The 21,863-nt window shown below is 42.3% G+C and carries 24 protein-coding genes; 11 read left to right on the forward strand and 13 right to left on the reverse strand.

Annotated elements, in window-relative coordinates; translation table 11 throughout:
- Nucleotides 1-51: 51 nt before the first annotated feature.
- Both FIS9605_RS0112590 and FIS9605_RS0112595 read right to left on the reverse strand, forming a co-directional pair.
- Complete coding sequence (locus tag FIS9605_RS0112590) at nucleotides 52-489, reverse strand: CAAD domain-containing protein (RefSeq protein WP_026732895.1); 438 nt, start codon at nucleotides 487-489, stop codon at nucleotides 52-54.
- 365 nt (nucleotides 490-854) lie between these two features.
- Nucleotides 855-1,991 carry a cob(I)yrinic acid a,c-diamide adenosyltransferase gene (locus tag FIS9605_RS0112595; protein WP_026732896.1) on the reverse strand — a complete coding sequence of 379 codons (1,137 nt, stop codon included), beginning with the start codon at nucleotides 1,989-1,991 and terminating at the stop codon, nucleotides 855-857.
- A 410-nt stretch (nucleotides 1,992-2,401) separates the two neighbouring features.
- On the opposite strand from FIS9605_RS0112595, the gene fraC reads away from it, so the two are divergent.
- The 3 genes from fraC to FIS9605_RS0112610 all read left to right on the forward strand — a co-directional run bounded on the left by fraC (nucleotide 2,402) and on the right by FIS9605_RS0112610 (nucleotide 4,949).
- Complete coding sequence (fraC, locus tag FIS9605_RS45180) at nucleotides 2,402-2,938, forward strand: filament integrity protein FraC (RefSeq protein ID WP_072032386.1); 537 nt, start codon at nucleotides 2,402-2,404, stop codon at nucleotides 2,936-2,938.
- Nucleotides 2,939-2,988: 50 nt separating this feature from the next.
- Nucleotides 2,989-4,014 (forward strand): septal junction protein FraD, encoded by a 1,026-nt coding sequence (gene fraD / locus FIS9605_RS0112605; protein WP_026732898.1) that lies wholly within the window; start codon nucleotides 2,989-2,991, stop codon nucleotides 4,012-4,014.
- Nucleotides 4,015-4,169: 155 nt separating this feature from the next.
- Nucleotides 4,170-4,949 (forward strand): ABC transporter permease, encoded by a 780-nt coding sequence (locus FIS9605_RS0112610; protein ID WP_026732899.1) that lies wholly within the window; start codon nucleotides 4,170-4,172, stop codon nucleotides 4,947-4,949.
- 78 nt (nucleotides 4,950-5,027) lie between these two features.
- Here FIS9605_RS0112610 and FIS9605_RS0112615 read toward each other — a convergent pair whose 3' ends face one another.
- From FIS9605_RS0112615 to FIS9605_RS0112625, 3 genes are all read right to left on the reverse strand, one after another.
- Nucleotides 5,028-5,687 (reverse strand): pentapeptide repeat-containing protein, encoded by a 660-nt coding sequence (locus tag FIS9605_RS0112615; RefSeq protein ID WP_026732900.1) that lies wholly within the window; start codon nucleotides 5,685-5,687, stop codon nucleotides 5,028-5,030.
- A gap of 270 nt (nucleotides 5,688-5,957) precedes the next feature.
- Nucleotides 5,958-6,536 carry a DUF981 family protein gene (locus FIS9605_RS0112620; RefSeq protein ID WP_026732901.1) on the reverse strand — a complete coding sequence of 193 codons (579 nt, stop codon included), beginning with the start codon at nucleotides 6,534-6,536 and terminating at the stop codon, nucleotides 5,958-5,960.
- A gap of 251 nt (nucleotides 6,537-6,787) precedes the next feature.
- A complete protein-coding gene (locus FIS9605_RS0112625; RefSeq protein WP_026732902.1) occupies nucleotides 6,788-7,690 on the reverse strand; it encodes a carbohydrate ABC transporter permease in 903 nt (300 codons plus the stop codon).
- A gap of 24 nt (nucleotides 7,691-7,714) precedes the next feature.
- Between FIS9605_RS0112625 and purN the strand changes: the two genes are divergently transcribed.
- The 8 genes from purN (at nucleotide 7,715) to FIS9605_RS0112665 (ending at nucleotide 15,210) form a co-directional block, all read left to right on the forward strand.
- Nucleotides 7,715-8,395: a phosphoribosylglycinamide formyltransferase gene (purN, locus tag FIS9605_RS0112630; RefSeq protein WP_026732903.1), complete on the forward strand. Its 681-nt coding sequence runs from the start codon at nucleotides 7,715-7,717 to the stop codon at nucleotides 8,393-8,395.
- A 173-nt stretch (nucleotides 8,396-8,568) separates the two neighbouring features.
- Nucleotides 8,569-9,688 (forward strand): peptide chain release factor 2 gene (gene prfB / locus FIS9605_RS0112635; RefSeq protein ID WP_155960412.1). Its coding sequence is split into 2 segments (ribosomal slippage): nucleotides 8,569-8,640 and nucleotides 8,642-9,688, totalling 1,119 coding nucleotides; the frame shifts between segments, so codons are not numbered across the junction.
- A 113-nt stretch (nucleotides 9,689-9,801) separates the two neighbouring features.
- Nucleotides 9,802-9,957: a DUF3285 domain-containing protein gene (locus FIS9605_RS40435; RefSeq protein WP_069201519.1), complete on the forward strand. Its 156-nt coding sequence runs from the start codon at nucleotides 9,802-9,804 to the stop codon at nucleotides 9,955-9,957.
- A 40-nt stretch (nucleotides 9,958-9,997) separates the two neighbouring features.
- Nucleotides 9,998-10,525 (forward strand): rRNA maturation RNase YbeY, encoded by a 528-nt coding sequence (ybeY, locus tag FIS9605_RS0112645; protein ID WP_026732905.1) that lies wholly within the window; start codon nucleotides 9,998-10,000, stop codon nucleotides 10,523-10,525.
- 128 nt (nucleotides 10,526-10,653) lie between these two features.
- Complete coding sequence (locus FIS9605_RS0112650) at nucleotides 10,654-11,112, forward strand: diacylglycerol kinase (RefSeq protein WP_026732906.1); 459 nt, start codon at nucleotides 10,654-10,656, stop codon at nucleotides 11,110-11,112.
- Between the two features lie 348 nt (nucleotides 11,113-11,460).
- Nucleotides 11,461-12,072: an anthranilate synthase component II gene (locus tag FIS9605_RS0112655; RefSeq protein WP_026732907.1), complete on the forward strand. Its 612-nt coding sequence runs from the start codon at nucleotides 11,461-11,463 to the stop codon at nucleotides 12,070-12,072.
- The gene (locus FIS9605_RS0112660) at nucleotides 12,072-12,842 is read left to right on the forward strand and encodes an MBL fold metallo-hydrolase (protein ID WP_026732908.1); all 771 of its coding nucleotides are present in this window, start codon (nucleotides 12,072-12,074) and stop codon (nucleotides 12,840-12,842) included. Before FIS9605_RS0112655 ends, FIS9605_RS0112660 begins: the two co-directional genes overlap by 1 nt.
- Before the next feature lie 697 nt (nucleotides 12,843-13,539).
- The gene (locus FIS9605_RS0112665) at nucleotides 13,540-15,210 is read left to right on the forward strand and encodes an MBL fold metallo-hydrolase (RefSeq protein WP_026732909.1); all 1,671 of its coding nucleotides are present in this window, start codon (nucleotides 13,540-13,542) and stop codon (nucleotides 15,208-15,210) included.
- 90 nt (nucleotides 15,211-15,300) lie between these two features.
- On the opposite strand, the gene FIS9605_RS0112670 is transcribed toward FIS9605_RS0112665, so the two are convergent.
- The 8 genes from FIS9605_RS0112670 to FIS9605_RS0112705 form a co-directional block, all read right to left on the reverse strand.
- The gene (locus FIS9605_RS0112670; protein ID WP_026732910.1) at nucleotides 15,301-15,612 is read right to left on the reverse strand and encodes a DUF6679 family protein; all 312 of its coding nucleotides are present in this window, start codon (nucleotides 15,610-15,612) and stop codon (nucleotides 15,301-15,303) included.
- A 704-nt stretch (nucleotides 15,613-16,316) separates the two neighbouring features.
- On the reverse strand, nucleotides 16,317-16,532 hold the full coding sequence (locus FIS9605_RS0112675; protein ID WP_026732911.1) for a hypothetical protein: 216 nt from the start codon (nucleotides 16,530-16,532) through the stop codon (nucleotides 16,317-16,319).
- 508 nt (nucleotides 16,533-17,040) lie between these two features.
- Entirely contained in the window at nucleotides 17,041-17,844 is an 804-nt protein-coding gene (locus FIS9605_RS0112680; protein ID WP_026732912.1) for a Nif3-like dinuclear metal center hexameric protein, read from the reverse strand.
- Nucleotides 17,845-18,019: 175 nt separating this feature from the next.
- Complete coding sequence (locus FIS9605_RS0112685) at nucleotides 18,020-18,559, reverse strand: HXXEE domain-containing protein (protein ID WP_026732913.1); 540 nt, start codon at nucleotides 18,557-18,559, stop codon at nucleotides 18,020-18,022.
- Between the two features lie 21 nt (nucleotides 18,560-18,580).
- On the reverse strand, nucleotides 18,581-19,222 hold the full coding sequence (locus tag FIS9605_RS0112690; protein WP_231510310.1) for a TetR/AcrR family transcriptional regulator: 642 nt from the start codon (nucleotides 19,220-19,222) through the stop codon (nucleotides 18,581-18,583).
- Complete coding sequence (locus FIS9605_RS0112695) at nucleotides 19,206-19,655, reverse strand: hypothetical protein (RefSeq protein ID WP_026732915.1); 450 nt, start codon at nucleotides 19,653-19,655, stop codon at nucleotides 19,206-19,208. The genes FIS9605_RS0112690 and FIS9605_RS0112695 overlap by 17 nt, the downstream gene beginning before the upstream one ends.
- 183 nt (nucleotides 19,656-19,838) lie before the next feature.
- The gene (locus FIS9605_RS0112700; protein WP_026732916.1) at nucleotides 19,839-20,252 is read right to left on the reverse strand and encodes a secondary thiamine-phosphate synthase enzyme YjbQ; all 414 of its coding nucleotides are present in this window, start codon (nucleotides 20,250-20,252) and stop codon (nucleotides 19,839-19,841) included.
- 438 nt (nucleotides 20,253-20,690) lie between these two features.
- Nucleotides 20,691-21,773, reverse strand: a complete 1,083-nt coding sequence (locus FIS9605_RS0112705; RefSeq protein WP_026732917.1) for a hypothetical protein — start codon at nucleotides 21,771-21,773, stop codon at nucleotides 20,691-20,693.
- Nucleotides 21,774-21,863 lie beyond the last annotated feature (90 nt).

Below are 21,863 nucleotides of genomic sequence, written 5' to 3' on the forward strand. Positions count from 1 at the left end.
GAAAACTAATAATTCATAATTAATCTATAACTAATAATTATGAATTACCAACTATGAATTCTTCAAAAATTCCTTTTTGAGTGATTCAATTTCTGTAGCTAATTCTTGGCGAGTTGATGCCAGGATGAGATAGCGAAAAGTAAACCAGGTCGTGTAACCAATTCCAATCAAAATAAACAGTGGTTCTGCAAGCGGAATATCGTTGATTACATCCAGTATTGCTAGGATTACCCTTACTGCAATAATTGCCGCTAAAACCCAAAGTAGACTGATGATAGGTTGCTTGTATGCATCCCAAAATTTATTGAAGTATTCGGGCAAATTTGCTAAAAAGTAGGATGTTTGTCTGCCAATTTTTTGCCATTGGCTCTCAGTTTCTGTAGCTGGCGGAAGCTTTGGTAGGTTTTCAGTATCTGCTCCCTCAATTGCTGACACAGTTTCTGGCGAAGGGATATTGTCGTATTGGGTTTGCTGTATTTCGCTGTTCATAGGTTTTTTGTGTATTGCGATCGCAATTTAAGTTGCGTGAAACAGTCTCATCTGAACGGATAATATTCATGACAGCAGTATTGCTTAATCATATTTCTACAGGTTAAGTTCGAATGTTCATCAAACGTTCGACGTAGATTTTTTATATACCTTAAGAATTATTGAATCAAATGCAGCAATGTGCATTAGTCAATAGACTAATGACCATTGACTCAATACCTTTCGGTTAAGGGGGAAAGGGAAAAGGGAAAGGGATGGATATTTACCCCTTTCCCCTTACCCTTTAACCTTTTCCCAGCCATAACTCTAGATCAAAGGTGCTAATCCGAAAAGTATTGACCATTGACTATTGACTATTGACTAATTTAAAAATCTACTCCACGCTTAAGTTCTACGCCTTGATTGGCATAGTGCTTGTGGCAGTAAACTTCAGAGTGAACGCTAGCCAAGTCAAAGTATGCAGGTTGATTTTGGCAGCGACCTGTGATGATAATTTCGGTGTGCCGGGGTTTGCGGAGTAAAGCTTGGACAATTGGTTCTACAGGCAGCAATTCCAAATCAACGGTGGGATTGAGTTCATCAAGGATAATAGTTTTGTAAAGTCCAGAAGCGATCGCAGTTTTAGCGATTTCCCAACCTCGTTCGGCTTCGACGTAGTCTAATTCTTGGCGGGAGTTACGCCAAACAATCGCATCTCGGCCGCAGCGTTGGTGATCCACTACATCTGGGTATGACTGCTGTAAAGCTGCTAGGGCTGCATCTTCGGTGTAGCCAGTACCACCTTTGAGCCACTGCATAATCAATACACGGGTAGAACCGGGATGATTAATTCCCCGACCGATGGCTTGTAAGGCCTTACCTAAAGCGCTGGTAGACTTGCCTTTGCCAGCACCTGTATAAATTTCAATACCTTCTATGAAAAGTGCTGTTGCGGTTGGATGATGATGAGGTTTCATCTCCGAGTGCAAATCTGCAATATCAAGCAATTGTTGGGGCGCAGCGCGTCCGGTGGCAATAATTTCTAACTCTTCTGGTTTGGATTTGAGCGTTCGCACCACCTCATCCACCGACAACAAACCCAAATCCAAGACTGGGTTAATTTCATCTAAGACTACAACCGAATATAAACCAGAAGCGATCGCACCTTTTGCCACATCCCAACCCCGCGCAGCTTCAGCTCGGTCAAAAGGTGTAATTTCATCTGGGCCAAAAAATTCTGCTCTACCAGTGCGAACTTGGTCAATTAAATGAGGGAATCCCCGCTGAAGGGCAGCAATTGCTCCATCTTCATCATAATCTCGTTCTGGCCCTTTTAAAAATCGCAGCAGCAAGACGCGGTTGGAATTGCTCGGTGTATTAATCCCTAAGCCTATTGAACGCAAAACTACTCCTAAAGCAGCTTGGGATTTACCTTTGCCTGCACCATCGTAAACGTGAATTTGCCCTGTGACCCGTTGTTGACGCACTTGCGCTGTGCGAATACCGATGCCGTTCCTTGTCATCTTACCAAAAGCTGTAAGTAGCAGTCTTTAATCTTACCCAAGGTCTTGTGCAAGGGGTAAGGGGAAAGGGTAAAAAGAATTGAAAGCCTTTGCCCTTTAACTTTAACCTTTTTCCCAACCGTAGACGCAACAGTCGTTTCCAGAGGTAGGTTGTTTCCTCGGTTGAGAAGCAAGGGAATACACAAACAAAAAAATTCTAAACAATAGTAATACCGTTTCTCTATAAAAATGAGCTTAATCAGCCCGTAAAGGCGGGCTTTGTTTGTGAGCTAGAGACTTTTAGCCAGAGGGCAAATAAATTTCAAATCAGGTCGAATTGGTATAAGTATGTAACAATTACTCTCATCAATCGACTAGCTTGCAGCTATACTTTCTCTAAGTCACACTTTAACAATAACCTGGTTCTGATTATGGATGATTTTTTCTCGCTTCCCGAAGTTATTCCCCTTGGTGCAATTTTCTTTAGTTTTTTATTTCTATTAGTATCTATTCCCATAGAAGCATATGTTTTAAATGTGAGCCTAAATTTTGACAAAAAAACTTCTAGTTTTTATTCCATGTGTATGAATTTATTGTCTAACGTGATAGGTTGGAGCATATTTTTCTTAATGGAACCATTCATATCTGCGAGATTGAAGTCAAGCTTGATAAATTTAATTTTCTTTAATCGGATATTGCCTAACATGCTAAATCTTAGCATTTTAATGGCATTTATCATTTTCTTTGGGACTTTTATTATGAAATCATTCATCTTAAGAGCCGCGATAGTTTCACTAAGTGATTTTTGGAAGAAAATTCCCCAGTCTAGTCCTAAAAGATTTTACGCTCGCCGGAGTTTTAGGATGAAATTGCAATCAAAAAATATATTTACAACTGTATTAATAGCTAATTCACTTAGTTACACTGCTGTTATACTGATTCTATTTACGATTATTAGGATTGGCTAAAATAAGTAAAATTAGGTTTTATTTTTTTTAATAAATAATGAAGGTAGCTTATGCAGTTAATTAGAGATTTCTTTGGTTTCTTCAGCTTTATTAGCGATATTTACGAACGAATCAAAAAGTTTTTTCTGCCTAAAAGGGCTTTTGCTTGGCAAACTTTAATTTATCTAAGCATTTTCTCTTGGTTAATGTCATCGCTATCTACAGGCTTTGTAAAGTCTGCGATCGCCTTTTGCGGCTGGGCATTTTTAATTGCAGGTACTGCTTGGTATACGACCGAAAATCCTTTACTAATTCCTGGTACTAATATGCCCGTCGGCGCATTAGTAACTGGATTTTTAGTCAGTGCTTTTGCCTTTAGAGATTCAGCAGAAGTACTTACAAGCAGAACAATAGTTTTCTGGCCAACAATTTCGGCATTGATTACCGCAGCTGGAGAATTTTTTGAAGGAACTGGTACTGATGTCAGTACTCAGATTCCTAAGATAGAAGACCGCGAGAAAATCATAATTTTAGTTGCTAGCTGTATGGTAATTAGTTGCTGGTTGCAATTCGGCTTCACAGTGAATCAATGGCTACAAGAATTTCCAAGTTTGCAGGCAGATAATTTTAGGGGTAATTTTGTAATTAGAACAACGCAACAATCAGCTAGAATTCCAGAAAATGGCGTTGAAATTTTAAAGAAACTTGAACCGTTAGTAAGAGAGCAAATAGCTAACAGACCTTGGTCAGAAGTCGAACAATGGCTTCTAGGTGCACAGCAAAGAGTGAGTAATTTGGGTAGAGAAGTAATACAAACAAGCTTAGGTGGATATGAAGAAAGATATTTATGGCAGATTGAACCACGTGTATACAACCTGAAGTCCGGAGGATACACTCTAGATTTACTCAGCATCTGGAGTGGTCCCACGTCTACAGGACGTGGATACTATCTGAAACAGTCTTGTCAGATCGAACCACTCGCCAGGTCTACAAATTCCCCCACCACTAATAGACCAGATAATGGATCTTTATTTGCAGAAATCAATTGCGGTCAGATTAGCAAACCAATTCCAGGGCCACCGCCACCCTTACAGTGAAGAGTGGGAGATGGGGAGACAATCAACCATTAACTACTAACCACTAACAACCAACAACCAACAACCAACAACCAACCACTAACTACTAACTACTAACTCTTGACAAATGACAAATAACAAATGACAAATGACTAATAACCAATGATTAAATAAAGATGAATTTCGGCAGAATTTCTGTAATAGCAACGAATGTGTTTCGAGAAGTAATACGCGATCGCATTTTATTCATAATTGGCTTTTATTTTCTCATCCTCGCGGTTGCTATTTATCTCCTTCCTCAATTTGCTGCTGCTACTGAGGACAAAATGTTTTTTGATTTTAGTTTGGCGACGATGAGTCTTCTCGGTTTAGTTGTAGCGGTATTTGTTGGTACGGAACTGGTAAACAAAGAAATAGAGAAGCGTACTGTTTTAGTGTTAATTGCTAAACCCATAAGCCGCAGTGAATTCATCACTGGTAAATATCTAGGATTATTGGCGGTGCTAGCGTTTCTGATCGCCGCTATGACAGCGATCGCTCTTGCATTTTTGCTATTTAATCAAATCGCTTATTCACTGGCAAGTATTTTGATTGCTACATTTTTCTTATTCCTACAGTTGTCTTTGATCGCTGCCGTGGCTATTACCTTGGGTGTATTTACCAGTTCCTTGTTAGCAACAGCTTTAACATTTGCTGTTTATCTGATGGGGAATATTACTCAAGATTTACTGAAGCTTGGTCGTCTGGGAAACAACTCTAATATCCAAAACCTAACTCAAACTTTGTATCTCGTCTTGCCAGATTTATCTCGCTTAGATGTTAAAAACGATGCCGTATATGGTCTGGCAGCATTACCAAATACTACAGCACTCATTAGTAATGCTGGTTACGGCTTACTGTATACAGCGATGCTGTTAGCGATCGCTATCCTCATCTTCTCACAACGAGAATTTTAATAATTCAGTTACCAGTCATTTGTCATTAATCATTAGTAAAAACAAATGACAAATGACAAATGACCAATGACCAATGACCTATTGAATAATAAATATCTGATTTGGTTGAATTGTACCATCAGGCATGATTGCATCATATAGTTTTGCATTCTTGAGATTTGCATTCCGAAGATTTGCTTCGCTCAAGTTTGCTGCAATTAAATTTGCCCAATTGAGATCTGCACCTGTTAAGTCAGCTTGATTAAAATTGGCTTCTAGTAAAATTGCTCCACATAGTTTTGCTTCTTCAAGATTTGCTCTTACTAACTGAGCTTGAATGAGCGATGCTTCAGTTAATTGTGCACTGCTCAAGTCAGCTTCTCTTAAATCAGCATTACATAGAGAAGCACCCCACAGTTTACTTCCACTTAATTTTGCCCGCCATAAACGAGCTCCACACAAATTCGCTTGCGTTAAATCAGCTTGATTTAAATTAGCTTCACATAAATTTACGTCCTGTAAATTGGCTTCCCGCAGATTTGCTTGCATTAAATTAGCTTCACTTAGGTTAGCACCACTGAGAATAGCACCACTCAAATTTGCACTACGCAAATCTGCTCCTCTAAAATTAACTCCACTTAGATCAATTGCTCTGAGATCGATTCCACTCAAGTCACAGCCACTGAAATCTCTACCCTCAAAATTTTGATCTGTGATCTGACTTAGGACTCTTTCTTGTTTGTCAGCATGATTTTTCATGATCTTCGCCTCTGAATGAGTTTGTAATTTTTCTTAACTTTCACCCCGATGATCTATTTAGTATTTTGATAATCTCTGTATCTTGAGAGTACACCCCAAAAGTTAAGAACCTAGGGAGCCGATCAATAAAAATTAGAGAAAAATCTATAACGAATCGTGAGAACCTTAAAAATACGTTATTAATGTATTTTTTTTGTCAAAATATTCTGATAAACATCAAGAAAGCTTCATAACAAAGATTCATTTTACTTCCTCGATAACTGTCTTTACTTATGGCGATCGCATTGGCAATGGTTTCCAATCAGAATAGTCGGCAAGATGACCCCAGTATGCAAGATAGCCAGTAAAAGCGAAAATCAAAGCAGCAACTATCAGCACGATCGCACCAATTAACCGCCACGAGCGATTGGCTTTAAAATACAATGTTGGTGCAGCTAAAACTCCACTCAATCCAGTTAAGATAAACCCAATTCCTGTGAGTAGTGGATTCCGTGTCAACCCGAGGTTAATAATGCGCGCGCCAACAACAATGGTAGCAATTCCTGCAAAAAAGCCATAAATTGCTATTGTTAGCAAATCCCAACCAAGGGCTAAAGCTAAGGAAGTAGCCAGGAAAAGAATGCCAAACAAAACTGTCATTTCACCATAGGCGATATTGAAAATACTTCGCACAGGCCAGGTAAAAGTCATGTGTAAACCAGTAACAAGTGCGATCGCCCCTGTCATCCCAAAACCAGGAATCCAGCGTTTTTGATTAACCCGATCTAAACCAAAATACAAGTAGCCAGCTAGGAGAAACAGTCCAGCTACTAAATTAACCAGCATTAAGGTGATGTAGTTAATGAACATAACCTAGAATTTCACTTGAAAATGGGGCAGGGGAAAAAGGGATAGGAAATTAAACATGCAAAAACTGAAAGAATCGTAGATTCTTTCTTTTCGCTTTTAACTTAGCTTTATTGTTGCCCCCCACTCATGCAAGAAGTCTATCGAATAAATTGTGTAACTGAAAATCTGTATTTAGAAACATTCTCAGTTTTTTGTTGGTGGTTGGTTGTCACCCCATCTCCCCATCACCCCATCACCCCATCTCCCACTCCTCATCCCTCTTCCCTCCAAGTTTGTAGCTGCAAATATACTAGTACCAGCGTCACTGCTAACAGCACTGTCGCCGCTGCTGCGGCGTAACTAAAATCGAATTGACCAAATGCTTCTTGATAGATGTAATAAACCAGCACATTAGTAGAATTTAACGGGCCACCACCAGTCATCACATACACTTGCTCAAAACTCCGCAATGTGAAAATCATAGTGGTGATGATCGCAAATACTAAAGTTGATTGCAATCCTGGTAAGGTAATATGCCAAAACTGTTGCCAAGCATTTGCACCATCGAGTTCTGCGGCTTCATACCGACTAGAGGGAATAGTTTGTAACCCAGCCAAGAACACCACCATATTGAAGCCGAGTTGTTTCCAAATACTCAAGATAATTAGTACTGGCATTGCCCAAACCGTGCTACTCAACCAGGGAATGGGTTTAATAGCGATCGCATCCAACAGCGCGTTAACTGTACCATCGTTTTGAAACAACCAGCGAAATCCCAAACCAGCAGCAACTAGAGAAATAATTGAAGGCAGAAAATAAGCACTCCGTAGCAGTCCTCGCAACGGTAAAGCTTGATTTAACAACACCGCTAGTCCTAAGGGGATAACCAGACTGGGAATAACAGTAGCAATGGTGAAGTAAATTGTATTCAAAATTACTTGCCAAAAATCTTGATTGAGTAGCAAGCGCCAGTAGTTATTTAAGCCTACCCAGCGTGTACCTGTGGAAGTGAAAATACCAGTAGTAAAGCTGAGGTAAAACAAATAAATAATGGGCCAAATAATAAAAATGCCTAATAAAATAAGTGCTGGAGCCAGAAAAAACCAAGCCGCAACAGTATCATTATCCAACCACGACTTACCAGACTCACCAGGCTTACTATATATTTTTGGCATCTACAATTCATCCTCCCTGCCGTTATGACGCTCCGCCCTGATTCTACCCCTAGCTTGGTTTCTCCTCACATTAATAAAGACGCGTTATCTAAAGCCACTCCTGTAAAACTGGGAATCATGGCTTCAGGAAATGGCAGTAACTTTGAAGTAATTGCCCAAGCCATTAAAGATAAGCAGCTTTCTGCCCAAATACAAGTTCTGATTTACAATAACCCAGATGCCTATGTCGCAGTCCGGGCTAATAACTGGGGTGTACCCGCTGTGCTACTCAACCACCGCGATTACCAAAGCCGTGAAGACTTGGATTGGCAGATTGTTCAGACTTTGCAGCAGTACGGCGTGGAATTAGTAGTTATGGCTGGTTGGATGCGACTGGTGACGCAAGTATTAATTGATGCTTTTCCCAACCGGATTATTAATATTCATCCCAGCTTGTTACCTAGTTTTAAAGGTTCGCGTGCCGTAGAACATGCTTTGGGTGCTGGTGTAAAAATTACAGGTTGTACAGTGCATTTGGTGTGTCTGGAAATGGATAGCGGCCCAATTTTGATGCAAGCAGCGGTTCCTGTGTTGCCGGATGATACGCCAGAAACACTCCACGCCAGAATTCAAGTGCAGGAACATCAGATATTACCGCAGGCGATCGCCCTAGCAGCACATCAACTACGTGCTAACGGTATACCACTGACTGCAAAAAACCTGTAAAGAAACAGTAAAAACACTGTAAAGTTAGCGACTGTGAACCAGGTGCTAAAAAAATGTGTTTTGTCAAGTGTAGATAAAATTAAAGAGACAAATAAAATAAGAGCGATATCTCGTAATAAGACGCTCTAAGTCTTTTGCGTGTCATCTCAAACGCTCTCTCATTCTTCAGCACTATGGAAGCATTAGAACTTAAACGCGAAATCGAAACGTTGTCTGAGCGCCTGGGTAAAACCCAGGACTATCTTTGACATCCCTGCACTTACTGCCAAAATTCAAGACCTAGAACAAATAGCCTCACAGCCAGAATTTTGGGATGACCAAGTCAAAGCCCAAAAAACGCTGCAAGAACTCAACGACCTGAAAGCCCATCTCCAGCAATACGATCGCTGGCAAGTCAGTCTGGAAGATACTAAGGCTGTGTTGGAGCTTTTGGAGTTGGAAAACGACGAGGCGCTACTGCAAGAAGCAGAAACAACCATCACCAAACTGAATCGTGAACTCGAACAGTGGGAGTTACAACAGTTACTTTCTGGGCCCTACGATGAATCGGGTGCAGTATTGACAATTACTGCTGGTGCGGGTGGTACTGATGCCCAAGACTGGGCAGAAATGTTACTGCGGATGTATACTCGTTGGGCGGAAAATCACGGCTACAAGGTAAATTTAACTGACGAGTCTGAGGGCGATGAAGCGGGGATTAAATCCGCAACCTTGGAAATTTCCGGTCGCTATGCCTATGGATATCTGAGGTCTGAGACGGGTACTCATCGCCTAGTGCGAATTTCACCTTTCAATGCCAACGGCAAGCGCCAAACAAGCTTTGCTGGGGTAGAAGTGATGCCACAGCTAGATAACTCGGTACAGTTGGAAATTCCAGAAAAAGACCTGGAAGTTACCACGTCCAGATCTGGTGGTAAAGGCGGGCAGAACGTCAACAAAGTCGAAACTGCCGTGCGGGTTGTTCACATTCCCACAGGTATAGCCGTGCGTTGTACCGAAGAACGCAGCCAACTGCAAAATAAAGAGAAAGCACTCGCTCGCCTGAAAGCCAAGTTGCTAGTGATTGCGCGAGAACAACGCGCCCAAGAAATTGCCGAAATTCGCGGTGATATGGTTGAAGCATCTTGGGGTAATCAAATCCGTAACTACGTGTTTCATCCCTACCAAATGGTTAAGGATTTGCGTACCGAGGTGGAAACAACTGCGATCGCTGATGTGATGAACGGCGAAATTGACATGTTCATCCAAGCTTACCTGCGGCAAGAAAACCAGCTAGTGGAAGCGGCTGTGTAATTTAGTCAATGGTCATTTGTCATTTGTCAAAAGCTAATGACTAATGACTAACGACTCCGCGTAGCCGCTAAACAAACTGTTACATTTATAAAAGAAATTGTTATCAAATCATTATGAGCGACTCTCATCTCACAGAACCTCAACCTAGCTATGTCAAACTCGCGATGCGAAACATGGTACAAAAGCGAGTTACTTCTCTCAAACATTTTGCACTGACCACAGCAGGGCTTTTAGCTGTCCTCGTCGGTCTTGCCTATCTGACTCGCTGATAATCAACTATCACCTTCAGTATAGGAGACTTTTTGGCTGGTGCAAGTTGAAGTACATGTGCAGGACTGTCTGGGTGAGTCTTCCCAAACAAAAGCTGTAGAGGTTGGAGACACTGATAAACCAATTACTGCCCAAACCTGGGAAAACTGGTTTAGTAGCTGGTTGGAAATTCTACAACCGAATATTCCGCCAGCATCAAATTATGAAATAGGATTGCGTTTGACAAACGACTCTGAAATTCAGACGCTAAACGCTCAATATCGTCATCAAAACAAGCCTACAGACGTTTTATCCTTTGCGGCATTAGAAGTAGAGTGTCCTCAGCCAACCGATATGCTCGCTTCCCTGCCTTTGTATCTTGGCGACATTGTTATTTCTGTCGATACGGCACAACGACAAGCTCAACAGCAGGAACATACTTTGTCAACAGAACTAGCTTGGTTAGCAGCTCACGGGCTTTTGCATCTACTGGGCTGGGATCATCCGGATGAAGATAGTTTGGAAAGAATGCTAAAACAGCAAGTAATATTACTGAAGGCAATAGGTATTGCCATTGACATAGAATAGCATGTGACTGCATGTTCGTGAAAATGCAATAATACTCGTGTAGAAAATTGGCAGAAAGTCGACTACCCGATTAAAATCAGCAAAAAACTCCTAGTTCACCCACTCTACTGCTGCATGTAACTATGACTATGTCCCAACCAGTTTCATCACCACCACCAACATCAAACCATTTAGAACAAGTTGTCACCAAAAAACGGGAACTCTCCTGGCAAGTTGCCTCTAATTTATTCATTAGTTTTAAGTATGCTTGGTGTGGGATAAGTTACGCATTTCAAACTCAACGTAATTTTCGCATCCACGTAGTTATATGCGTACTGGCACTGGTGATGAGCTTTTTTTTGCATCTAAAAGCAGTAGAAATAGCAGTCATAGGCATAACGAGTGGTTTGGTTTTGGCACTGGAGTTACTTAATACAGCAATTGAGTCGGTAGTTGATTTAACAGTGAAACAGACATACCATGAACTAGCAAAAATTGCTAAAGATTGTGCTGCTGGTGCTGTACTTGTCTCTGCTTTGGTAGCGATATTGGTAGCTGGTATGCTCCTATTTCCGCCGTTGCTAGCCTTGATTTTGTCGGCTTTCTAAGTGGAAAAATTACATAATTTTATACTTCGTTGTTGGTTGTTAGTTGTACCCTGCGGGAAGCCCTACTCTACGAGAAGCCGCTGCGCGTCTACGGCTACTCTACCTTGAGCCGCGCTGCGCGCGTCTACGCCAGTCGTACCCTTCGGGGAGCCGCCCTGGGGGCGTCTACATGGGGGACTCGGGGCCCCCACGATCGACAGGGAGTGTGGGGATAGGGGGAGAACCCCTATAAGTGCGCGCTGTCTCACCGCTAGAGCGTCTATGGTGTTTGTTTCAACTAACAATCAACCATAAACAAACAACCAAAACAAAATGATATTCAGTGGTTGAGATCTGGAGCTATAAGCTGTGATTATAGTTATCGACAATTACGACAGCTTTACCTATAACTTGGTGCAGTATTTGGGAGAACTGGCAGCAGAGTTCCCTATAGCGGCTGATATTAAAGTTTTTCGTAACGATAAGATTACCGTAGATGAAATTCATGCCCTCAAGCCAGATGGAGTGGTCATTTCTCCCGGCCCTGGTCGTCCAGAAGATGCGGGGATTTCTCTAGATGTGATTGAAAAACTCGGTTCTGATCTGCCGATTTTAGGAGTTTGTTTAGGACATCAAAGCATTGGTCAGGTGTTCGGTGGTAATATTGTTTCTGCGCCAGAGTTGATGCATGGTAAAACTTCTCAGGTGTCTCACACTGGGGTCGGTGTTTTCCAGGGATTAGAAAATCCGATTACCGCTACCCGGTATCATAGTCTAGTGATTGACCGCGATACTTGCCCAGAAGTGTTAGAAATTACGGCTTGGGTCGAAGATGGCACAATTATGGGAGTACGACACCGGAACTATCCTCATATAGAAGGCGTCCAATTTCACCCAGAGAGTGTTCTGACATCTTCAGGCAAGCAGTTACTGCGAAACTTTCTTTTCAAATTACAGACGAGACAGCGAGAGAGTAATTAATGAAACGACGGCAATTGATGGGCTATGCTGGGGCGGGATTGGTAACGACTTTGGTTACTAGCTTGAGTTCTCACCGTCAAGCTGGTGCCCAATCTGGCCGTTCATTAACAGTTCAATGGTTGGGTCATACTTGCTTTGTGTTTACTGGCGGCGGTACGAAAATTCTTGTCAACCCATTTCGCACAATTGGTTGTACCGCTGGGTATCGTCCTCCGAAAGTGGCAGCAGATTTAGTGCTGATCAGCAGTCAGTTGCTGGATGAAGGTGCTGTGGAAGACCTACCAGGAAATCCCAAGTTGATTTACGAACCGGGAGTTTACGAGTTTCAAGGCATTAAGGTACAAGGAATTGCCATTCCCCACGATCGCAAAGGTGGCAAGCAATTCGGCATAAATGCAGCTTGGCAGTGGAAGCAAGCAGGAATTAATATCTTACACTTAGGGGGAGCGGCTGCACCCATTTCCATTGAGCAAAAAATCCTCATAGGTCGTCCGGATTTAGCATTAGTACCCGTAGGTGGTGGCCCAAAAGCTTACAATGCCCAGGAAGCAAAGCAGGCAATTCAAGTTATTACTCCCAAGATAGTTATTCCTACCCATTACCGCACCCAAGCAGCTGATGGGGCTACCTGTGATATTTCTCCCTTGGATGAATTTATTACAATGATGCAGGGAATGGCCGTACGTCGTAGCAATAGCGATACAGTTACCATTAGCTCTAGTAATTTACCAGAGAATGGGGCGATACAAGTTTTGAGTTACAAGTTTTAAGTTGCAGGGTAAGTAGTTCGGCACAAATAAAACTAACTAGTGAGGGTCGTCATTAGTCATTGGTCATTAGTCATTCTCCCCCTACTCCCCTTACTTCCCCCACTCCCCCACTCCCCCTACTCCCTACCACTGGTTGCTCCTCGCTGCTAATGCCATTTGTTACCTCGATGAATAGACACAGACGCAGAAAAGTTTTACAATCGGACTGTATGCAGTAAATTCACTCATTGTCGAATCCACCCAAGCATGGTAAAGATTGTCCAGTGATTAGCCTCTGTTGCGGAATCACTTAATAATAGAGAAGAAAGACTTTAATAGAGGGCAACAAGCAAATGGATGTAAAGCTCATACTAGCTGGATTAACCGTTATCTTTACTGTGTCGTGCTTGTTCTTTGGCACTAAAAATGGATTTTATGATTCAGATAATTATCACGGCAATGGCTCTGCACATTGATGATGGAAAACATGTAAGAGGCAACCGCCCCTAGTCCCGAGTTTCAGGGCTTCTGATTACCTGCGTCTTTTGAACCAATGCGGCTTCCGTGGAGAATTTCCTCCCCAACAGCAAATCCGCTTTCCAAGGGTGTAGGGGCACAAGTTCGGAAATTAGCCCCTAGGTAAGGTGAGAAATATCCTTGTAAAACTACTTGGTTTGTCGGAAATATTCATAAAAATGAGCATGGAGGGGAGGATAACATGAGCGATCGCCTATCGCCATCCTCTCGTGTCGATACAGGGGAAGCAGCTAGTGAATTAGAGTGTCTACCGTACGGTGTCAACCATACTGGTGAAGGCATCTGTTTATTGGTGCGGATGGGGCCACACCGCATTCTACTAGATTGTGGCTTGACAGATATTTCACCACTGCTGAAGGGGCTTGCGAAACCAGCACGCCGAGGCAGTTCGCCCCTTCCGGCAGATTTTGTTTTGGTCAGTCACGCTCATCCCGATCACGCTAAAGGCTTGCTGTCACTGCATAAAGCCTTTCCACTGTTACCAATCTACGCCAGTGAGGTGACGAGTAAGTTACTACCACTAAATTGGCTTGACCACGATCGCGAGGACTTATCTCAACTTTGTCAGGCTTTACCTTTGCGATCGCCATTAGAAATAAAAGATGGTTTGGTAGTAGAACTATTTCCGGCTGGGCATTTACCCGGCGCTGTGGCAATGCTGCTCACTTACACTACTCCACAGCACACCTACAAGCTGCTTTATACCGGAGACTTTTTCTTATCTAACTCGCGGTTAGTGGAAGGTTTGCGTTTAGAGGAATTGCGGGGATTAGAGTTGGATGTGCTAATTATTGAAGGTACTTATGGCACTTCTCGCCATCCCCATCGCCGCAATCAAGAAAATCAACTTGCAGAACGAATGAATCGGGCGATCGCCGACCGTTATTCTGTACTCATGCCCACACCTGCTTTAGGGCTTGGTCAAGAACTGCTGATGCTTTTACGCAGCCATCACCACTTTACGGGACGCGACCTCGATATCTGGGTTAACGGTGCTGTCGCTACTGGCTGCGATGCTTACTTGGAATTACTATCTCACTTCCCTCCCTCAGTGCAGAATTTTGCCCGCCATCAGCCGTTGTTTTGGGATGAACGGATACGTCCCCGCGTGCGACGTTTGCAGCCACAACAGCGTGAAAATGTTGGTAAGTTCCCTTGCATTGTCCTCACTGACTCCACACAAGACCTCAACGAGTACTGCCAACCCGACACTGGCCCTTGGCTGATCCTCCTACCAGAAAAAACTGACATAAAAATTAATACCGATCAATTTCCAGGGATTATTACTGTGGAAACCTATCTTTTGGCCCAACATAGTGATGGCCCTGGTACTACCCAATTAATACATAATTTGCGACCCCAGCACATCATCTTTGTTCACGCTTCTCCTACCTACTTGGCAGACTTGACTAGCTTAGATGAACTGCAAAACCGTTATCACGTCCATTCTCCAGCTGTGGGTACGTTGGTAGAACTTCCTATTGGCGAAACATTTTTGCAACCAGTTGCACCAGAGACTAACTATGAAGGCGAACTCACGGAACTAGAGACTGTAGTAACTATCACACTTCCAGATGCAATTACTGCCGATCCTCGCTGGCGACAATTTGCAGACACAGGTTTAATTGAAGCTCGTTGGCAGGGAGAAGAACTCGTCTTGCGGGGATTATCACAACGGGAACTTCTCAATCAAAGTAGCGATCGCTATATGTGGTCTGATGTAGATTGTTGCGGAACATGCCGACATCAAAGGGGACAACGGTGTTGGAATCCCGCGTCCCCTTTATATAACTTTAAAGTAACTCTTGATGGTTACTGTCCTGCTTTTGAGCGTGCAAATGATAGTCAATAGTCATTAGTTAGTAGTTAGTAGTTAGTAGTTAGTAGTTAGTAGGCCTGCTAACCACTATCCACTATCCACTAACCACTAACCACTAACTACTTAGTCTGGATTAGAGTCAGTATAACGATTGCGAATGCGCTCTGCTTCAGGACACTCTTCAGTCAGGAGAGGCTCAACATTGCCACGTGGCACGGAAGCTAATTTTTGGGTGATAGCGCCAATACTTTCGAGGCGAACCATCTCCTCCCAAGAACAGATTTCATCATCTTCATCTGTTTCATAGCGCAGGGTAACTAAATCTCCCTCTATATCGATGATGCGGGCGCGTTCAATCCAGCGTTGCTGGTCCCGCAAGAACACACATACTTCCCGCCCATCGCAACATAGTTGATAAATCTTGCGGTGTAGCATTTACAGCTTCTGCCTTTTTAAATCTAGTTAAATCTGTCAACATTTGGGTTTTACCCCCAATAGATAGCACCCGTTACAGGTTTGTAAAATTAACCTTGAAAGTGCTTTCCCTGACCCAAGCCCAAGACTTGCTTGTAGTTATCTGTTTAATTTTATGGAAATCTTGGGTCACAAAGTCTGGTTATGTTCACTGCACCAGTTGAAATTTACCTTTTGAGGTCATTCAGAGAATGTATACCTCATAGAAGTCACATAATTCAGGAGTTGGCCTGGCCAGGTTGGTAGTTGCAGGTGAGTCCTTAGTACCATTATGTAATAAAATATACTCCAAAACAAGCTTTGGTTGCGGTTGTTTAAGTTGCCTACTTGTATTCATTGGCATTGCTGGGAAGTCTGGGGACTCGGCTTTACTTTTACCCCTACGTAATTGATCTTAGCTTATTCTCTTGTGACCTTCATTGTTTTAAACAACAATGCCTAAAAAGTCAAAAGTCACTCTAAATTTTGGACTCTTGACTGTGGAACGGCAATCACTTATGGGGAGCCAGTGCGTTGGGCGGCTACCCTACACCGTAGGGAGTAGCCCTTCTCGTAGAGTAGTCGCTACGCGCTAGGAGTGCAGGGTAGTACCTGGCGTCACCTGGCGTGTAAACCTCCAAGACCGCGTGCGCTGCCTCTTCTTGACTAATTTTGTTTTGTAGATATCAGCTTCTCTTGTTATATTTAGGAAATTCCATGACTAGATTTGAGGAAGCTTCCCGCTTGATTTGACCCGCGCGAACAGCATCTAAAAGTGCTGAAAGAGCAGCCAAATCCTCTGGCTGATAGATCTTTGTTGCCAGCATTTGATGGAGAAGACCCTCGGATTCAACACTAAGATATCCTGTTTGAAAAGCAGATTCAACGAGTGCGCGAATCATTGTGATTAGATCATAAGTTGGCGATTATTTCCTCCACTGTGGAATATCTCAACCTTTCTTGAATTGATGCAGATCAGGAAGTATTAGTGATTGTGCTTTCTATTTATATGTGATGAAAATCACACTTGTTTAACATGAAATTCGCTATTGGCAGAAGCCTTAACATCAGTAAATCTATTGATAAAGAATACAATGTTTTCTTTGGCTTTCGCTGCAATTGTGATAAAAATTATGTATTTTTATTATATACTTAATTAAGCGTGATTACTAAATAACAGTACAAAAAATATTGATTCAGAACAGTAGTGTTTCTGGTATTTGTTACTTTTATTACATGCAACGGCAATCATAGTCAAACTGCAAGTGCAAAATACTTTAAAAGAGGGTGAAAAATTCGTCTGAAGTTGGAGTGCGATCGCAAGATTCTTGAAAATTAAGTATCATTAGCCCAGATAAACAAGATGCCAGACTTCTCTAAAAAGTCGGGCATCTGTGTCTTTTAAAAGAATCATTGAACAAATAACCGAAAATCCTCATCTTGTTGACTCAACTGCACCCAGTCTAGATTTACAGTGCGGAACTTTTGCACCAAGCGATCGCACGCAGGGCGTTCAGTGGCGTAATGCCCGGCATCAATTAAAATCAGATCGCGATCGCGGCTTTCTTGAAACTGATGGAACTTGCAATCAGAAGTCAGATAAGCTTGAGCACCGGTTTTTACTACTGCCGAAATAAAACTAGCACCCGAACCCCCTAAAACTGCTATTTTGTCAAGTTTTTGCTCTAAATCTGCTGTTGGGGAAATAATCAAAGCAGGGGGGGCAAGTCGAGATTGAATTGTCGCCAGTAACTCTTTCAATGCGAAAGACGATTTTAGCAAACCAACACGTCCATATCCCAAGCCTGGTTGCGTTGGTACTATTGGAGAGACTTGCTGGAGTTCCAAAATTTGAGCTAAAACATCGGCAGTGCCATCTTGGACTTGGTCAAAATTGGTGTGGGCGCTGTAAATACCAATATTATGGATAAAGGCTAATCGCGCCATCTCCGCGATCGGGTTGCCACTACGCAAAGACTTAGGCGGACTAAAAATCAGGGGATGATGGGCAAAGATCAGATTTACAGGAATACCAGCTTTTTGATGGGCGATCGCTTCCTGCATCACCGCCAGAGTTGGCGTTAGACAAATCAGTACCCGTGCTTCTTCCTGTAACACTCCTGGTTCAATTTGCCAGCCACAATTATCCCAGCTTTCTTGCCAAGCGGGATTTGCCCATTCTTCAAACCAGGCGATTAAATCGACAATTTTCATGTTTTGTTTGTTGTTTGTTGTTTGTTGTTTGTTGATGGTTGGTTATTTCGGTTAACTAACAACTACCAATAACAACTATTGACTATATAACGGTCGTGTTCAGCGGTAGTGAGTAAATTATGCGATCGCCACCAATCTGCATACCGTCCGCTGCAACGAGGTTGTTATGCCGTGTTTACTCAGCGTTGATGTCTAAACCTAGCTTACCTGCTAGATAAAGACCAATCTTGTGAAACGGCAACACCTCAAAAGTTAAATTGTTTTTGCCTGCAACTACAACATGGATGGTTCCGACACAGACTACCACAAGTAGCACAGCGACATACCAGACTGGAACTAAACGGGCTGAATATGCTTGATAGAACAGATAGGAAATTGTTGGAACAAGGAATATTACGGAAGTAATTACAGCAGGAATATATTGATGAAAAATAATTGTTTGCGTGATGTGTTCCGCTGCATTCCATAAGATCGGGGTTGCCAGTAATAGAATAATCCAGGCTGCCAAATGAGAATCGCCCAAAAAAGTAAGCCAAGCCGTAGTCAGTGTTGTAACAACCCACCCAAAAACTAAGAAAACAGGAATGCTAACGCTCGAACTTGGCGGTACTTCTTTGAAATTCTTTTGATACCACTTTGCCAAGCCAAAGAACTCTTCACCGATATGTACTGCTAGGGCGACAGGAAAAAGCCACATTGTGAGAATGAAGTTCATAAGCTCTTTGCTGAAACTACACTACGGAGCCAAGCCTTCCCATAACACTGAGATCGCATCAGCTACAGCACGATCAACATTTGTTTTAGGTGCGCCAATCGTCTCGTACAATGCAATGTTATGTAAGTGAGAAAGCAAAACATCGATGGCGATAGCGACATTACCTTTGCTAACTCGACCTAACTTTGACTCACCAATGAGATAATCCCTTAGCTTTTCACTGAGTTGCATAGCGGGTGCGCTATGTCGTTCGAGAAAAGTTTGCATGTTGAATGATGGGTGACTGATGAGTGTTAAAAACACTGGCATTACTTCACGGAAGTAGTCAACAATTCGTAGACTCACACACTCAAGATTTTCAACTACATTCCCTTTGCCGATTTGAATACAAAATATCGCGTCAAGTCGCGCTTGTGGTAACTTCATGGCAGTGAAAAACAAATCTTCCTTTGTGCCAAAGCGTTGATAGATGACGGCTTCAGAGATACCAGCTTGTTTAGCGATGTCTCGTGTAGATGCATTCACACCTTCCTTGAGAAAGAGTGTACGAGCCACAGTCAGAATTTCATCATCAGTAATTGTCTTGTTACGCGGCATTAGGATTGCGGTCAGTTTGGATTTGTTCGGGTGCGATCGCTGCTCAATGTTAGACAACGATGCCATGTTCACGACGAATATCACATAATGGTTGCTCTTTCAGTTTCGCAACTTCCTCTAGAGCTAACCGCTTTCTCATTCGTAAACATTTAGTAATAATGCTAAAAATTCGCGGGAGGCAGCTAACCCAGATGCTAAATAATTTCAAGTAACCAATACCTGAAAGAAGATTGTGATGTTCTCGGTTTGCGACAGCACGATGCATCTCACCGAGTTTTGCAGTTGTGCCAAAAACCATCCATACGTGTGCAGCAATTTCATCTTGAATTGTAGTACCGCAGCCAAACAACACATGCACTGCGTCGTGATGCTCAAACGCCTGGGTCATGTCAGTTGACATTTTGACGGATATGTCGCTTTTTTGCTCTTCTACAGCACGTAGCTCTTGAATAGCTTCACGTAGAGTCATTGTGGAAGTTGGATCGCAATACTTGAGCATTTTGATACTCTTTTTTTTGAAAAGCCCAGCGATTGAACTAGCTGGACGGAGATAACCTTACAAGAAAATGATCTTACGGCACACGTTTTAAATAAGCAAGTACATGCTTATTTATTGGTTCCAAAAAAGATTAGTTAACTATGCCCCCACAAACTATACGAGCGACATAACTAATGACTACGGTTATCCAGAAATATGGACAACCAATTCTCTATTATGACTATGTTGGCGATGTTCCCAAATATAAATTCCCTGCCAAGTTCCCAGAACTAGATGACCTCTGTTAATGGGAATATTTTCTGATGTGTGGGTGAGGGCAGTACGGATATGCGCTGGCATATCATCTGGTCCTTCTGTATCGTGAATATACTGGGCTGATTCTGGCACGAGTTTTGCCATAAAGTTTGCTAGATCCTTTAGTACATCTGGATCTGCGTTTTCTTGAATCAGCAAACTGGCAGAAGTGTGGCGTAAAAACAATGTACACAGGCCTGTTTCAACTCCCGATTCTGCCACTATCGCTTCTATTTTAGAGGTGATGTTGTGTAAAGATTTGCCAGTGGTGGAAATTCTGAGTAGCTTTTGGTAGTGAGTCATATAAATTATGAATAATAAATGATGAAATAACCTACTGATGAATCTCAGGGCTTACACTTTCTAAATAATAGATTATAAAAATTTATAATTTTTACTCCTAGCATCATAATCCTTTTCTCTTAATCCTCATTTCCAAAGAGAGTAGGGTGTTGCGTTCTCCCTTACCTATTTCCTTACTTTTATCAAAACCTTCGGTAAATACGGATGGAGTGCTTTAGTACTGATTTTTCTCTAGTGGAAATTACGGTTGTTCTCCTACAGGTTGCTCGTTAGACTGATAAGACAATTGTGAGTGGTTTTACTCACTTTCAGTATCTACAGAATCATCAGGGACATCTACTTTTTGATAAAAATCCTCCGCTCTTCAGGGCAGAGGATTGTTGTTTGTTGGTGTTTGTTGGTTGTTCCAAACAACTACCAACAAACAACAACAAACATTTACATTACATCAAAATACTTAATAACTTCATGGGCAATAACTTCATTACCATTCTTAGCAATCGGTTCTAGAAACCGTGGTTGCTGGGGTGTTTGCAGTAAAAAATCCCAAGTACCATCAAACAACTCTGCTGGGGTAAGAATTTGATGTTTGTTGTAATTAGAAATACCTTCTAACAAAAAAGTTGCTTCGGCAAAATCATCACGGGTGACTGAAACAATTGGTAAATCAAGACGAGTGGCTTCAGAAAAAGTACCGAAACCAGGTTTAGAAACAACTCGTCCGCAAATGGGCATCAAATCAACAGGACGATATTTTTGATCGCCAATTTTAACTAAATTAGGTAAATCTGGAGCTAATTTGTCAAACGTGATAAATTGCCAGTCGGGAAATTGCTGGAGGTTATGATATGGAATTTGCTGCAAACCCAAGCCACCAAATGTAAGTAAAATCGTCTTTTCTACTGGCGCAGTAATTCTCCAAGTGGATCGGATTTCATCAGCAGAATAACGAGGAGAACCGCCAGTTAGACCGACATCCGTGATATTTCTGAAAGCTGCCATCGGTTCGTGAAAGGGAAGACGAAATAGGCGATCGCACTTGCTGTAACAAGAACTGATCCAATCAGCAACCTCGGTAAAGGTATCATCCCAATTTCGGTAAATAAAATCAAAGCCAAAATTACTCATCATCCAGCAGGGAATACCCGCAGCCTTGCCTATTTCGGTGGCTAGGAAAGGAATATCTGCCAAAATGAGATGAACGCGATTTTGGCGGATAAAATTAACTTCCGATGCGATGATAGAGCGATGATTTTTCTTAATTTCCAGCAACTTTTCCAACGTCGCTGCTTTATCCATTGTCAAGCTATCTTTTTGCACTACACCCACATCAAATCCACGCGGACGATGGATAAAATCGCCTTCAATATAAGACTCTAGCAACCACCTTGGAGCAGTGGACACCACAATTAGCAGGACTTCTGGACATAACTTTTGAATAGTCGCTGCAACAGCTGCGGTACGAGTAGCATGACCAAAACCATGATTAGTGATTGCTAAGTATAAAATTGGACGTTCCATATGGGAAGTAGGGACTAGGGACTGGGGACTGGGGAGGAGTGGGGGAGTGGGAGAGTGAAATAAATACTAAACTACTAACTACTAACAACC

It is taken from the genome of Fischerella sp. PCC 9605 (genome assembly GCF_000517105.1).
GTDB lineage: Bacteria > Cyanobacteriota > Cyanobacteriia > Cyanobacteriales > Nostocaceae > PCC9605.

Coding starts and splice junctions, on each gene's coding strand:
- FIS9605_RS0112650 (WP_026732906.1), top strand. CDS start 10,654: ATGTCCCAACCAGTTTCATCACCACCACCAACATCAAACCATTTAGAA.
- FIS9605_RS40435 (WP_069201519.1), top strand. CDS start 9,802: ATGAGCGACTCTCATCTCACAGAACCTCAACCTAGCTATGTCAAACTC.
- fraC (WP_072032386.1), top strand. CDS start 2,402: ATGGATGATTTTTTCTCGCTTCCCGAAGTTATTCCCCTTGGTGCAATT.
- FIS9605_RS0112665 (WP_026732909.1), top strand. CDS start 13,540: ATGAGCGATCGCCTATCGCCATCCTCTCGTGTCGATACAGGGGAAGCA.
- FIS9605_RS0112690 (WP_231510310.1), bottom strand. CDS start 19,222: ATGGCATCGTTGTCTAACATTGAGCAGCGATCGCACCCGAACAAATCC.
- FIS9605_RS0112595 (WP_026732896.1), bottom strand. CDS start 1,991: ATGACAAGGAACGGCATCGGTATTCGCACAGCGCAAGTGCGTCAACAA.
- FIS9605_RS0112705 (WP_026732917.1), bottom strand. CDS start 21,773: ATGGAACGTCCAATTTTATACTTAGCAATCACTAATCATGGTTTTGGT.
- FIS9605_RS0112680 (WP_026732912.1), bottom strand. CDS start 17,844: ATGAAAATTGTCGATTTAATCGCCTGGTTTGAAGAATGGGCAAATCCC.
- FIS9605_RS0112700 (WP_026732916.1), bottom strand. CDS start 20,252: ATGACTCACTACCAAAAGCTACTCAGAATTTCCACCACTGGCAAATCT.
- FIS9605_RS0112675 (WP_026732911.1), bottom strand. CDS start 16,532: ATGATTCGCGCACTCGTTGAATCTGCTTTTCAAACAGGATATCTTAGT.
- FIS9605_RS0112685 (WP_026732913.1), bottom strand. CDS start 18,559: ATGAACTTCATTCTCACAATGTGGCTTTTTCCTGTCGCCCTAGCAGTA.
- FIS9605_RS0112670 (WP_026732910.1), bottom strand. CDS start 15,612: ATGCTACACCGCAAGATTTATCAACTATGTTGCGATGGGCGGGAAGTA.
- FIS9605_RS0112590 (WP_026732895.1), bottom strand. CDS start 489: ATGAACAGCGAAATACAGCAAACCCAATACGACAATATCCCTTCGCCA.
- purN (WP_026732903.1), top strand. CDS start 7,715: ATGACGCTCCGCCCTGATTCTACCCCTAGCTTGGTTTCTCCTCACATT.
- FIS9605_RS0112695 (WP_026732915.1), bottom strand. CDS start 19,655: ATGCTCAAGTATTGCGATCCAACTTCCACAATGACTCTACGTGAAGCT.
- FIS9605_RS0112610 (WP_026732899.1), top strand. CDS start 4,170: ATGAATTTCGGCAGAATTTCTGTAATAGCAACGAATGTGTTTCGAGAA.
- FIS9605_RS0112620 (WP_026732901.1), bottom strand. CDS start 6,536: ATGTTCATTAACTACATCACCTTAATGCTGGTTAATTTAGTAGCTGGA.
- fraD (WP_026732898.1), top strand. CDS start 2,989: ATGCAGTTAATTAGAGATTTCTTTGGTTTCTTCAGCTTTATTAGCGAT.
- FIS9605_RS0112660 (WP_026732908.1), top strand. CDS start 12,072: ATGAAACGACGGCAATTGATGGGCTATGCTGGGGCGGGATTGGTAACG.
- FIS9605_RS0112625 (WP_026732902.1), bottom strand. CDS start 7,690: ATGCCAAAAATATATAGTAAGCCTGGTGAGTCTGGTAAGTCGTGGTTG.
- FIS9605_RS0112615 (WP_026732900.1), bottom strand. CDS start 5,687: ATGAAAAATCATGCTGACAAACAAGAAAGAGTCCTAAGTCAGATCACA.